The organism is Rhizobacter sp. Root1238, from assembly GCF_001425825.1.
Classification (GTDB): Bacteria; Pseudomonadota; Gammaproteobacteria; order Burkholderiales; family Burkholderiaceae_C; genus Rhizobacter.
Genome location: NZ_LMDM01000015.1, coordinates 107,878 through 121,349, shown reverse-complemented (window position 1 = coordinate 121,349; position 13,472 = coordinate 107,878). Strand labels below are relative to the sequence as shown.

Here is a 13,472-nt window from a genome sequence, read left to right as displayed (position 1 = left end):
CCCATGGACCGACACGAGCCCTTCATCGAACCCGGAGCCGCCGCTGCTGCTGCCGCCGCGCCGCCGGACGATGCCTTGCTGCAGTCCATCGTCTGGCTGACCCGCCACCACGGCCGCGAGCGCTCGGCCGCGTCGCTGCTGGCCGGCATGCCGCTGGCCGGCGCGCTCGGGCCCGACCAGGCGGTGCGTGCAATGCGCGAGGCCGGCTTCAACGCCGGGCTGGTGCAGCGCAAGATCGCCGACATCCATTCGCTGCTGCTGCCGGCCGTGCTGCTGCTGCGCAACGGCGACGCCTGCATCGTCGTCAAGCGCTTGTCGGCCGACGCCTACGAGGTGGTGATGCCGGGGCCGGAATCGCACACCTGCAAGGCGAGCGAGGCCGAGCTGGCGGGCGAATACACCGGCATCGCGTTCGTCGCGTCGCCCAAGGTGCAGGCGCCGAATGCCGAGCACAACGAGGCGCTGCGCGACCCGAACAGCCACTGGCTGTGGGGCACGATGCGCCGCTTCCTCCCGTACTACCGCTCGGCGCTGCTGGCCGCGATGCTCAGCAACGTGCTGATGATGGTGACCGGCATCGTGACCTCGGTGGTCTACGACAAGGTGATCCCGCACCAGGCCTTCGTCACGCTGTGGGCGCTGGCCACCGGCGCGGCGCTCGCGCTGGTGTTCGACCTGGTCGCGCGCCAGCTGCGCACCCACCTGATCGATGCGGCCGGCAAGAAGGCCGACCTGATCATCGGCTCGCTGCTGTTCCGCCAGACGCTGGGCGTGCGCATGGAACACCGTCCGGCCTCGGCCGGCTCGTACGCCCACCACCTGGCGCAGATCGAGCTGGTGCGCGATTTCTTCGCCGGCGCGACGCTGTCGGCCGTCAGCGACCTGCCGTTCATCGCGCTGTTCGTCGCGATGGTGTTCATCGTCGGCGGGCCGCTCGGCTGGGTGATCGTGCTGGCGATCCCGCTGATTCTCGGCATGGCCTGGGCGATCCAGGGCGCGCTGCGCCGCTCGATGGCGGCCAACATGCATTTCCATGCCGACCTGCAGGGCGTGCTCGTCGAGGCGGTCGAAGGCCTGGAAGACCTGAAGGCGGCCGGCGCGCAAGGCCAGTTCCTGCGCCGCTATGAAGACGCCACCGCGGCCGCGGCCGAATCGTCGCTGCGCGCGCGGGCGCTGTCGGGCCTGACCAACAACATCTCGGCCGCCGCGCAGCAGGCCATCACGCTGGTGATGCTGGTGTGGGGCGTGTACCTGATCAAGGAGGGTGCGGTGACCGGCGGCGCGCTGATCGGCGCGGTGATGTTCGCCGGCCGCGCGATCGCGCCGCTCGGCAGCGTGGTCAGCCTCGCGACGCGCTACCAGGGCGCGCGTGCGGCGATGGCCGCGCTCGACCAGATGATGGCGCTGCCGGTGGAGCGCGAGAACGGCAAGAGCTACATCGCCAACCACCGCATCACCGGCAAGCTCGGCCTGCACGAGCTGAACTTCGCATACCCGGCGACCGGCGGCGACGGCGTGGCGCCGAAGGTGCTGAAGGGCATCAACCTGAAATTCGAGCCGGGCGAGCGGGTCGTGATCCTCGGGCGCATCGGCAGCGGCAAGTCGACGATCCTGCGCCTGCTGGCCGGGCTGTACCAGCCGACGGAAGGCATGGTCGAGGTCGACGGCATCGACCTGCGGCAGATCGATCCGGCCGACTTCCGCGCGAAGGTCGGCTTCGTGTCGCAGGAGCCGCGGCTGTTCAACGGCACGCTGCGCGAGAACGTGATGCTCGGCCGCGCGACGGTCGACCCGGCGCGGCTGGCCGAGGTGGCCCGCGTGACCGGGCTCGACCGCGTGGTCGCATCGCACCCGCAGGGCTGGGAGCTGTCGGTCGGCGAGATGGGCGGGCTGCTGTCGGGCGGGCAGCGGCAGCTGGTCGCGCTGGCGCGCTGCCTGGCGACGCAGCCGCAGATCCTGCTGATGGACGAGCCGACCAGTTCGATGGATGCGCAGTCGGAGGTGATGTTCCTGCGCCAGCTGAATGAAGCGGCGGGCAAGCGCACGCTGATCATGGTGACGCACCGCCCGGCGGTGCTGGAGCTCGCGCAGCGGGTGATCGTGGTCGACGGCGGCAAGATCGTGCTCGACGGTCCGAAGGCGCAGGTGCTGGCCGCGCTGTCGGGTGCGAAGCCGGCTGCCACTGCGACGCCGGAGGGCAACGGGCCGAGCAACCTGCACCTGCACCCGGCCGCTCAGCCCGTTCAACGCGAGGCGGCGGTCTGACCATGTTCGGCAAGAAGAAGCAACAAGCCGAGCTGAAGTCCGGCGACGCCAAATTTCTGAGCGAGGTCCGCGCCGCGCAGGTGATGGACGACATGTCGCGCGCGACCTGGACGCTGTACCTGATGGCCGTTGCGGTGATCGTCGCGATCGCCTGGGCGTCGACCGCGCGCGTCGACGAGATCACGCGTGCCGACGGCCGGGTGGTGCCCGACGGCAAGGAGCAGGTGATCGCGAGCCTCGAAGGTGGCATCCTGCGCGAGCTGTTCGTGCGCGAGGGCATGCAGGTGCAGGAGGGGCAGGAGCTGGCGCAGCTCGACCCGACGCGCTTCGAATCGCAACAGAACGAAGCCCAGGTCAAGCGGGCCGCGCTGCGCGGCACCGTGGCGCGGCTGACGGCCGAGGCGAACGGCCGCGCGCTGCAATTCCCGTCCGACGTGTCGGCGCTGTCGAGCGTCGTCGAATCGGAGACCGATGCGTACAACGCCCGCAAGCGGGCGCTCGATGAAGCGGTGCGTTCGAACAGCCGCAGCATCGAGCTGGTGATGAAGGAGCTGGGTGTCTCGGAGGCGATGTCGGCCAAGGGGCTGATGTCCGAAGTCGAGGTGATGCGTTTGCGCCGCCAGGTGAACGACCTGCACCTGCAGTCGCAGGAGCGCGTGAACCGTTTCCGGCAGGATGCGAGCACCGAGCTCGTGCGGGTGCAGACCGACCTGGCGCAGATCGAAGAGCAGCTCGCCGGCCGGCAGGACGTGCTGCGCCGCACGGTGCTGAAGTCGCCGGTGCGCGGGCTGGTGAAGAACATCCGCTCGGTCACGGTGGGGGGTGTCGTCAGCCCGGGCGCCGCGATGATGGAGATCGTGCCGATCACGTCGCGCGTGCTGATCGAGGCGCGCGTGAAGCCGTCGGAGATCGGCTTCCTGCGGGTCGGGCAGACGGCCGAGGTCAAGCTCGCGGCCTACGACTACACGACCTACGGCGGGCTGAAGGGCAAGATCGAATACATCAGCCCGGACGCGCTCGGCGACACCGAGAAGGCCGCCGCGCCGGACCAGACCTACTATCGCGTGATGCTGCGCACCGACCGCTCGACGCTGCGCGAGCGCGGCAAGCCGCTGACGGTGCTGCCGGGGATGACCGGGTCGGTGGAGGTGCGCACCGGGGAACGCTCGGTGCTGAGCTTCTTGTTGCGGCCGATGCTGAAGTCGAAAGAGGCGTTTCGGGAACGTTGATCGTTCGCCTGTGCGTTCGAAAGGCGCGTGGGGGGAGGCCGTGGCGCGCCGGACGGGTCGGTCATCGACCCCTGGCGGGGCCGATGACTTCCCTCCGCTGGCTGGTTCGATGGCCCGTCGTCGAAACTCCCTCCGCTCACTTCGTTCGCTGTGGTCAAACAGTCGACGACAGTCAGTTCACGAACGCGCTGCGCGCGGGGCCATCAAACCAGCCAGCTCCGGCGACCCGCCCTGATTGGCGCTCCACGGCCTCCCCCCACGCGCCTTTGCGCACCGCCCTGCTCCTTTGGGGATGACAAGCGAACAAGTGAAGGTTGAGAAAGCCCTCGGACCATCGACAGCCACGTAGCCCGGGTGCCAACCCGGGAATCAACACCCACTTGTTCGCTTGTCACCTTCCTAGTGAGACGGTGGTGTCGAAGGCGCGGGTGGGGAGGCTGTGGAGCGCCAATAAGGAGGGGGCGCCGGAGCTGGCTGGCTTCATGGCCCGCGTGCGCCAGCACGCTTCGTGGACTGACTGTCGCCGACTGTTTGACCACAACGAACGAAGTGAGTGGAGGGAGTTTCGGCGACGGGCCATGAAGCCAGTCAGCGGTTCGTGGACTGACTGTCGCCGACTGTTTGACCACAACGAACGAAGTGAGTGGAGGGAGTTTCGGCGACGGGCCATGAAGCCAGTCAGCGGAGGGAAGTCTTCGGCCCCCAGGGGCCGAAGACCGCCCCCGACGGCGCGCCGCAGCCTCCCCACCCGCGCCTTCCCAACGGCACAGACGAACGATCAACGTTCCCGCATGCTCTCGAGCGCGTGTTCGATCAAAGGCGACAGCAGGAAGTCGATCACGCGCCGCGTGCCGATCTTCACCTCGGCCGTCACCGCCATCCCGGCGCTCAACGGTACCGTGCGACCGTCGACGACGATCGTGCCCCTGTCGAGCCGCACCCGCGTCGAATAGACCAACCCGCGCTTGTCGTCGTTGATCGCATCGCTCGACACCGACGCGACGCGCGCATGCAGCACGCCGTAGCGCGTGTACGGAAACGTCTCCACCTTCACCTCGGCCGGCTGGCCCGGCGCAATGAAGCCGACGTCGCGGTTCTCGATCAGCGCCTCGACTTCCAGCGGCATGTCGCGCGGCACCACCAGCATCAGCGGCTGCGCCGCCGTCACGACCCCACCGACCGTGTGCACCGCCAGCTGCTGCACAGTGCCGTCGACCGGCGCGAGCAGCCGCTGCGCATCGCGCCGCGACGCCGCCTTGCGCAGCTCCTGCTCCAGTGCCGCCACCTTCTGCTGCGCCGCGGTGATGGCGTCGAGGGCGCCGCGCTGCGCCTCGGCCACCAGCTGCTCGCGCTGCCGGCGCGATTGCAGCAGGCTGGCATCGACCTCGGCCACGCGGCTGGTCAACGCGGCCAGGTCGGCTTCCTGCTCGATGCGCGCCTGCTCGCGGTCGAGATAGCCGTGCCGCGAGACGAAGTTCCTGTCGACCAGGTCCTTCAGGTCGGCCGCGCGCTGGCGCGCCAGCGGCACCGTCTGCTCCAGCTTGTGCACCGATTCGAGCGTCGAGCGGCGACTCGCCTCGCGCTGCGCCATCTCGGCGTCGAGCCGGGCCAGCCGCGCGCGGTGCTCGCCGACCTGGCCGGCCAGCATGCGGCGGGCTTCGTCGAAGGCGCCGTCGCCGACCGACGGCGGTCGCGGCAGCGGCGCGTCGCGCCCGCCGGCCAGCGCGTCGAGCAGCGCCTGCCCGCGCGCCACCTGCAGGCGCGCGGCCGCCAGGTCGCCTTCGGTGCGGTCGAGGTCGGCCTGCGTGGCCGTCAGGTCCAGCTCGATGAGCAGGTCGCCGGCACGCACCGCCTGGCCTTCGGTCACGCGGATCGCACGCACCGTGCCGGGCTCGAGCGACTGCACCAGCTTGCTGCCTTCGGCCGGCACCACCTTGCCGGACGCGACCGCGACGATGTCGAGCCGGCCGAAGCAGGCCCAGGTCACCGCCAGCAGCGCAAAGCCGAGCAGCAGGCCGATCGCGACATGCGGCGCCGGCGACAGCGGGGTTTCCTGCAGCGACTGTGCGGCGGGCAGGAACTGCAGCTCGTGCGGCAGCCGGCGCGGCGGCGCCAGCTCGGCCCGGGCGCCCCAGGCGAGCCGCAGCGCGCGGCCGTAGCGGCGCAGCAGGTCACCGAATGCGAGCAGGCTGAAGGGCGTCTTCATGGTCTGGAGACCCTTGTCCCTCTCATCCCCGCTGCAGCCGGTGCAGCCGTGCGTAGTGCCCGGCCTCGCGCTGCAGCAGCTCGGCGTGCGGGCCGGCTTCGACGATGCGGCCTTCGTCCATCACGACGATGCGGTGGGCATCGCGCACCGCCGACAAGCGGTGCGCAATGATGATCACGGTGCGGCCGCGGCAGATCGCCTTCATGTTGTCGTGCACGATGCGTTCCGATTCGACGTCCAGCGCGCTGGTCGCTTCGTCGAACACCAGGATGCGCGGGTTGCCCATCAGCGCGCGCGCGATCGCCAGCCGCTGGCGCTGCCCGCCCGACAGCGTCGAGCCGTGCTCGCCGACCAGCGTGTCGTAGCCTTCGGGCAGCGCGGTGATGAACTCGTGCGCGCCGGCGAGCGTCGCCGCCTGGATCACCGCGTCGAGCGGCGCGCCGGCATCGGCCAGCGCGATGTTCTCGCGGATGCTGCGGTTGAACAGCATGTTGTCCTGCAGCACCACGCCGATCTGGCGGCGCAGCGAGCTCGATTCGATGGTCGACAGGTCGATGCCGTCGATCAGCACCCGCCCGCGCTCGACCACGTACAGCCGCTGCAGCAGCTTCGCGAGCGTGCTCTTGCCCGAGCCGGAGCGGCCGACGATGCCGATCACCTCGCCGGCCGCGATGTCGATCGACAGGTTCTCGATCACCGGCGCGCGGTCGGGCCGGTAGCGGAACTGCACGTCGTCGAAGGTGATGCGGCCGGCCAGCCGCGGCAGGCTGCCGCGCGCGCCGCCGCTTTCGGTGTGGGTGTCGAGGATGTCGCCCAGGCGCTGCATCGACACGCCGGTCTGCTGGAAATCGGTCCACAGCTGGGCCAGGCGCATCACCGGCTGCGCGACCTGGCCGGCGAGCATGTTGAAGACGACGAGCTGGCCGACCGACAGGCTGCCGTCGATGACCAGCCGCGCGCCGAAGTACAGCGTCGCGAGCGTCACCGCCTTCGACACCAGCGAGACGCCGCCCTGCGCGAGGCTCGCGATCGTCGTGGTGCGGAAGCTGGCCGACACGTAGGCGGCGAGCTGCTGGTCCCAGCGGCGTGTCCACTGCGGCTCGACCGCCATCGACTTGACGGTGTCGATGCCGTTCACCGTCTCGACCAGGAAGGCCTGGTTCTCGGCGCCGCGGTTGAACTTCTCGGCCAGGCGCGCGCGCAACAGCGGCGTGAGCGCCAGCGACAGCAGCAGGTAGCACGGCAGCGAAGCCAGCACGATCAGCGTCAGCCACCCGCTGTAGCACAGCATCACCGCGATGAAGACGACCGAGAACAGCAGGTCGAGCACGACGGTGATCGCGTTGCCGGTCAGGAAGCTGCGGATGTTCTCGAGCTCGCGCACGCGCGCCACCGAATCGCCGACGCGCCGCGCCTGGAAGTACGCGAGCGGCAGCGCCAGCAGGTGGCGGAACAGCCGCGCGCCGAGCTCGACGTCGATGCGGCTGGTGGTGTGCGAGAAAACGTAGGTGCGCAAGGCCGTCAGCACGACCTCGAATACCATCACGGTGCCCAGGCCGATCGCGATCACGTCGAGTGTCGTGAAGCCGCGGTGCACCAGCACCTTGTCCATCACCACCTGGAAGAACAGCGGCGTGACCAGCGCGAACAGCTGCAGCGCGAGGCTGACCAGCAGCACCTGGGCGAGCAGCCGGCGATGGCGCACGACCGATGGGATGAACCAGGTGAAGTCGAACTTGCCCCATTCGCGACCGGCCGAGACGCGCGATGCGAACAGGATCAGCTCGCCGGACCAGCGCGCGCGCAGCTCGTCGTGGCTCAGCAGCTCCGGCCGGCCGACCGCCGGGTCGTGGATCAGCACCCTGTCGCCATCGACCTTCGCGATGAGGAAGTAGTGCGGCGAGGTGGCGTCGGCGGTGGCTGTTGCCGGGCGCGCACAGGCGACGGCCGGCAGCGCCGTGGTGGCCAGCCGCTCGGCCGTCGTCTGGACGGCCTTCGCCTGCAGCTGCAGCCGCGCCGCGGCCTGCAGGATGTCGGCGGTACCGAAGCAGCGGCTGCTGTCGCCGAACTCATGCGCAAGCTGCTCGCCGTCGGCGGCCACGCCATGCAGGCGGGCCATCATCAGCAGGCAGGCGAGGCCGCTGTCGGGCAGTCGCGCGGGGGCGGGCAGGCGGCCCGTTGCGGTGTCGTCCGTCATGCAACGCGCCTAGCTTTTCCAGTACTTGCCGATGGCCGTCAAGACGTCGTTCCAGCCGTCGGTCGCGCTCAATCCGGCCCCGGTGGCCGGCAGGTCGAAATCCGCCATCGCGGTCACCAGGGACGCCACGTCGGTGGAACTCAAGGTATGAGTTCCATTGACGGTGGTGACAATGCTTTCGATCTGGTGGTCGGTGCTCAGGAACCAATCATCGACGCGGACGACGTCCGCTGCGGAGGTGGACGTGCCCGAACTGTAGGTGTAGATGTCCAGGTCGTCACCGTCCTGCTTGAAATACACGAGGGCGTTGGACGCCGCCATGGACAAGGTGTCGTCGCCGCCGCTGTCGACGATCGTGTCGTTGCCTTCCCCAGGCGCGAAGTGGTAGGTGTCGTTGCCTTCGCCACCGTTCACCGAGTCGTCGCCCTTTCCGCCCGTCAGATCATCATTGCCGGCATACCCGACCAAGGTGTCGTTGCCATCTTCGCCGGCCAGCGTGTCATTCAGGTCCCCGCCTCGCACCGTGTTCGCCAGTTCGTTGCCGCCGCGACGCAGACCGGAAACCTCCGTGCGGATGCGTTCGAGGTTCCAGTCGTTGGAGGTGCCGCTCCAGTCGATGGCCTGCAGCGGGTTCGAGGTATTGCCATCGCCAGCGCTGAAACTGAAGTCCTCCACGGTGATCTGGTCGGTGTCGTCGGCGGAGGTGTTCATGTAGATCACCAGCGACGTTCCGATCCGGGTCAGCATCGCGACGTTGGAACCGCTGCCGTTCAAGGCCAGCGTGTTGTTCACGGCCGTGTTCGAGTCGGCGCTTCCGGACAGCGTGTCGCTGCCGTCGCCCGAGTTGAAGTGGTAGGTGTCGTCGCCGTCGCCACCGTTCACCCAGTCATTGCCCGCGCCGCCGGTCAGGTCGTCGTCGCCGCCATAGCCGAACAGCGCGTCGTCGCCGGCTCCCCCGTCGAGGGTGTCCTTCAGGTCGGCGCCGCGCAGCGTGTTGGCGCCGCTGTCGCCCGTGCGCGCCAGCCCGGCGACCTTGCCGCGGATGGCGGCGAGATCCCAGTTGCCACTGCTCGAGGTGATGGCCTGCAGCGGATTCGAGGTGGTGTCGTCGCCGCTGCTGAAGCTGAAGTCCTCGACCGTGATCTGGTCGGTGTTGTCGCTGGTCTTCTTGTCGGTGTAGGTCACCAGCGACGTTCCCACCCGGGTCAGCGCCAGGTCGCTGAGGTCGAGGCCGGTTCCGAAGGCCAGCGTATCCAGATCGCTTGACGAGTCGGGGGTCCCGACCAGCGTGTCGTTGCCATCGCCGTGGTCGAAGCAGTAGGTGTCGTTGCCGTCGCCGCCGTCGATGACGTCGTCGCCGAGGCCGCCGGTCAGCTGGTCGTCGCCGGCCAGGCCGTACAGCGTGTCGTCACCGGCACCCCCTGTCAGCGTGTCATCGCCCAAGTTGCCGCTCAAGCCGTTGTCCTGGTCGTTGCCTGACACGGTGATGCCGGTGATGTGCTTGACGATCCCGGCGGTGCCGGTCCAGGTCGTGTCCGAGCTCGCGAAGTAGATGTTCTGCAACGGGTTGTAGTCGTTGCCACCGCCGGTGAAATCGAAGTTGCTCACCGTGATCTTGTCGGTGTTGGTCGCGTTCTTGGCGTTGAAGCTGAGGACCAGTGTCGTCTTCAGTTTCGTCACCACGATGTCGTCGGTGCCGTAGCCAAAGATCTTCAGCGTGCTGTCCTTCGCGCGCGAGGTGTCGGTGTAGCTTTTCAGCAGGTCCTGGCCGTCTCCGGCGTGGAACGCGTAGACGTTGTTGCCGCTGCCGCCGGTGATCGTGTCGTTTCCGGTGCCGCCATACAAGGTGTCGTTGCCGGCGCGTCCGTCCAGCGTGTCGTCGCCGGCGCCGCCGGTGATGCTGTCGGCGTCGACGGTACCCCGCAGGCTGTCGGCACCGGTCGTGCCTTCGTACAGCTTGTCGAGGATGCCGTCGAGATCGAGTTCGTTGCTGCCGTTGAACGTGATCGCCTGCAGCGGGTTGGACTTGTTGGAGGCGGTGTCGCTCGCCAGGAAGTTCGTCACCGTGATCTGGTCGGTGATGTTGCCGGCGAGGCCGATGATCAGCGAGGAGCCCGAGGTTTCGAGCACGAGGTTGGCCTTCGACAAGTTCGTGCCGACGAGGTTCAAGGTGTCCTTGCGATTGAGCGTCGAGTCCGATGTCGTGCTGGTGATCGTGTCCCGCCCGTCGCCGACGTTGAACGTGTAGGTGTCGTTGCCTTGCCCGCCGATGAGCGTGTCGTCGCCCTTGCCGCCTTCGAGCCTGTCGGCGCCGACGGTGCCGACCAGCCTGTCGTTCCCGCTGGTGCCGATGTTGGCCTGAGCGATGATCCAGGCCCGGTCTTTCGTGTCGTCGGAGAACTCGATCGATTGCAGCGGGTTGTAGCTGTTGGAAGGATCGTTGAGCAGGTAGAAGCCCTTGACCGTGATCTGGTCGGAGTGGACTTTCGTGTCGGGGTCGACGGGCATGCCGATGATCAGGTCGCTGCCGCTGCGGGTGAACGTGGCCTGCAGGCTGGTGATGTCTGACAGCTGGAGCGTGTCGTTGCGGCCGATCGTCGTGTCCCGGCTGACCGAGAGCACGTCCGAACCATCGCCGGTGTTGAACACATAGGTGTCGTTGCCCTTGCCGCCATCGATGGTGTCGTTGCCACCGTTGCCGGTGATCAGGTCGTTGCCGTCGGTGCCCTTGATCGTGTCGGCTTCGTCGCTGCCGGTGCGTGGGCCGCCGCTGCCGGATCCGCCGACCTTGCCCTGGATGTCCGAGAGCTTCCAGCCGAGATCGATGAAATCGCCTTGTGCATCTTTCTGGGCGGTCTTGACACCCGCGAACGTGATGGCCTGCAGCGGGTTGTAGGAGGTGTCGCTGCCGGGCGCGAACGAGAAATTCTTGACGGTGATCGTGTCGGTGGTCGTGGCGCCCTCCTTGTGGACCGAGATGATCAGGTCCGCGCCGGAGCGGGTCAGCGTCAGGTCGGCCTCGACGATGTCGGACTTCAGCATCAGCGTGTCGGTCCTGCCGCTGGTGCTGTCATACGCCGCCTGCAGCGTGTCCTGGCCGTCGCCGACGCCGAACCAGATCGTGTCGTTGCCCTTGCCGCCATCGATCAGGTCGTTGCCGGCACCGCCGTCGATCCGATCGTCGCCGCCACGGCCGTCGATGGTGTCGTTGCCTGCCAGTCCGGTGATGGTGTCGCCGCCGCTGGTGCCGCGCAAAGCGTCGTTCGCAGCGGTGCCGCCATGGAGCTTCGCGAGGATCGTCGTGACGTCGAGTCGGGTCGTGTCGTCGAAGACGATCGCCTGCAGCGGGTTGTAGCCGTTGTGCGGGTCGTCCTGGAAGAAGAAGTTCTCGACGGTGATCCGGTCGTCGGCACTGCCGACCTGGATCACGAGCGAGGTACCTGACGTGCCGAGCGTCAGCATGTCGGCGGTGATCGCCGTTTTGCCGGACGTGCCGTGGATCAGCAGCGTGTCGTTCCTGTTGGGCCGCGCATCCTGCGTCAGCGCGGCGACCAGGTCCTTGCCGTCGCCGACGGTGAACTCGATCACGTCGTCGCCATTGCCGCCGATCAGCGTGTCGTCGCCGGCGTGGCCGATGAGGGTGTCGTTGCCGGCCGTACCGCGCAGCCGGTCGTTGCCGGCGGTACCGGTGGCCATCGCGGTGAGGATCTGGGCGATGCCGAGCGAGCCGACCGGGCTCTGCGCGGTGGTCCCGTCGGCGCTCTTGAAGGTGATCTGCTGCAGCGGGTTGCAGGCGTTGTACGGGTCGTCGTTCAGGAAGAACCGCTTCACCGTGATGCTGTCGCCGGACTTGTCCTTGAAGCCGATCACCAGGTCGCCGTCGCTGCGGGTCAGCGTGAGGTTGGTCGAGACGATGCCGTTCAGCTGCAGCGTGTCGACCCTGCCGGTCGTGGTGTCCTGGGTGGCGAGGATCGTGTCGTGGCCATCGCCGGGGTTGAAGACACAGGTGTCGTTGCCCATGCCGGCGTCGAGGGTGTCGTTGCCGGTGCCGCCGACGAGGGTGTCGGCACCGACGGTGCCGGTGAGCAGGTCGGGACCGGTGGCCGGCTGGTTGCTGGAGTTGCTCGAGCCGGTATCGGACGCGAAGCCGGCCTGCATCGTCGTCAGATTCCAGCGGAGCGCATTGCCATCGGAGGCTTGTACGCCATCGAAGACGATCTGCTGCAGCGGGTTGAAGCTGCTGTCGGAACCGGCGGTGAAACAGAAGTTCTCGACGGCGATGGTGCTGGCGGGAATCGTGCCCTGGCCGGTGATGCCGATGAGGAGCGAGCTGCCCGACCGGGTCAGCGTGACATCGGCGGCGACGATGCCTGCGCTGAAGTGCAGCGTGTTGAGCTTGCCCGAACTGGTGTCGTTCTGCAGCTTGATCAAGTCGTTGCCGTCGCCGCGGGTGTAGCGGTAGTCGTCGTTGCCGGTGCCGCCGTTCAGCGTGTCGTCGCCGGCACCGCCGACCAAGGTGTCGTTGCCGGCGCGTGCATCGATCACGTCGTTGCCGGCCAGGCCGGTGATCGAATCGTTGCCGCCGGTCCCATGCTGGTTGTCCGCGCCGGCGGTGCCGCCGTACAGCGCCGCGAGGATGTCCGCGGCCTTCAGTTGCGTGGCGTCGTCCGCGAAGGTGATGCGCTGCAGCGGGCTGTAGTTGTTGGCGGTCTTGTCGCCGCTGAGGAAGTTCTCGACGGTGATCTGGTCGGTCGAATCGGCGAATCGGATCAGCAGCGAGGTGCCGCCGCTGCCGGTGCTCGAGAAGCTCAGTCGGTCCGGCGACAAACCGGTGCCAAGGCGCAGCGTGTCGACGCGCGTGGCGTCGGAATCCGAGGTGGACGCGATCACGTCCTGGCCATCGCCGGGGTTGAACTGGTACTGGTCGTTGCCCTTGCCGCCGGTGAGGGTGTCGTTGCCGGCGCCGCCGATCAGCGTGTCGGCGAGGGCCGTCCCGCGCAGATCGTCGTCGCCGGCACCACCGGTGGCCAGCACCTGGATGATCTTCGCGAACGAGAAGGGCACGATGGCCGGGTTGGCGGGCTCGCCGTCCGGATCCACGAAGGTGATCCGCTGCATCGGGTTGAAGGCGCTGCCCGGGTCGTCGCCGAGGAAGAAGTACTTGACCGTGACGCGGTCGGTGCTGCTGGTCCTGAAACCGATCACCAGGTCGTTCCCGTCGCGGCTGAACTGCAGGTTCTCGGGCGCGATGCCGTTCAGCTGCAGCGTGTCGACCTTGCCGGCGGTGGTGTCGTAGGTCGCCAGCAGCGTGTCCTGCCCACCGCCCGCGGCGTAGATGACGGTGTCGCTGCCCTTGCCGCCCGTGAACTCTTCGCTTTTCGTGCTGCCGGTCAGGGTGTTGTCGCCTGCATCGCCAACGGTGCTCTGGGTGCTCATTCGCGCGTCCTGGGGGGCTGAATCGGTCGCGCAGCTTAGGAGGCCGTTCTTTGGCACGTCTAGGGTCCAAAGCGACGGCTGGGCGGAACTGGCCGCAAAAGCCGGGCATTTTCCGGACATCGCTCACAGGGCGGCCGCG

The 13,472-nt window shown here is 68.1% G+C and carries 5 protein-coding genes; 2 read left to right on the top strand and 3 right to left on the bottom strand.

The genetic code is table 11. The features are described from left to right. Window positions 1-3 precede the first annotated feature (3 nt). Both ASC98_RS13845 and ASC98_RS13840 read left to right on the top strand, forming a co-directional pair. A complete protein-coding gene (locus tag ASC98_RS13845) occupies window positions 4-2,265 on the top strand; it encodes a type I secretion system permease/ATPase (RefSeq protein ID WP_056811870.1) in 2,262 nt (753 codons plus the stop codon). A 2-nt stretch (window positions 2,266-2,267) separates the two neighbouring features. Next, entirely contained in the window at window positions 2,268-3,494 is a 1,227-nt protein-coding gene (locus ASC98_RS13840) for an HlyD family type I secretion periplasmic adaptor subunit (protein ID WP_056811867.1), read from the top strand. A gap of 778 nt (window positions 3,495-4,272) precedes the next feature. On the opposite strand, the gene ASC98_RS13835 is transcribed toward ASC98_RS13840, so the two are convergent. Genes ASC98_RS13835 through ASC98_RS32120 form a run of 3 tightly spaced genes read right to left on the bottom strand, consistent with a single transcriptional unit; the run spans window position 4,273 to window position 13,333 of the window. After that, on the bottom strand, window positions 4,273-5,700 hold the full coding sequence (locus tag ASC98_RS13835) for an HlyD family type I secretion periplasmic adaptor subunit (protein WP_056820032.1): 1,428 nt from the start codon (window positions 5,698-5,700) through the stop codon (window positions 4,273-4,275). A gap of 22 nt (window positions 5,701-5,722) precedes the next feature. After that, window positions 5,723-7,897 carry a type I secretion system permease/ATPase gene (locus tag ASC98_RS13830; RefSeq protein ID WP_056811860.1) on the bottom strand — a complete coding sequence of 725 codons (2,175 nt, stop codon included), beginning with the start codon at window positions 7,895-7,897 and terminating at the stop codon, window positions 5,723-5,725. A 9-nt stretch (window positions 7,898-7,906) separates the two neighbouring features. Continuing rightward, on the bottom strand, window positions 7,907-13,333 hold the full coding sequence (locus tag ASC98_RS32120) for an S-layer family protein (protein ID WP_056811858.1): 5,427 nt from the start codon (window positions 13,331-13,333) through the stop codon (window positions 7,907-7,909). Window positions 13,334-13,472: the final 139 nt, after the last annotated feature.

Coding starts and splice junctions, on each gene's coding strand:
- ASC98_RS13830 (WP_056811860.1), bottom strand. CDS start 7,897: ATGACGGACGACACCGCAACGGGCCGCCTGCCCGCCCCCGCGCGACTG.
- ASC98_RS13845 (WP_056811870.1), top strand. CDS start 4: ATGGACCGACACGAGCCCTTCATCGAACCCGGAGCCGCCGCTGCTGCT.
- ASC98_RS13835 (WP_056820032.1), bottom strand. CDS start 5,700: ATGAAGACGCCCTTCAGCCTGCTCGCATTCGGTGACCTGCTGCGCCGC.
- ASC98_RS32120 (WP_056811858.1), bottom strand. CDS start 13,333: ATGAGCACCCAGAGCACCGTTGGCGATGCAGGCGACAACACCCTGACC.
- ASC98_RS13840 (WP_056811867.1), top strand. CDS start 2,268: ATGTTCGGCAAGAAGAAGCAACAAGCCGAGCTGAAGTCCGGCGACGCC.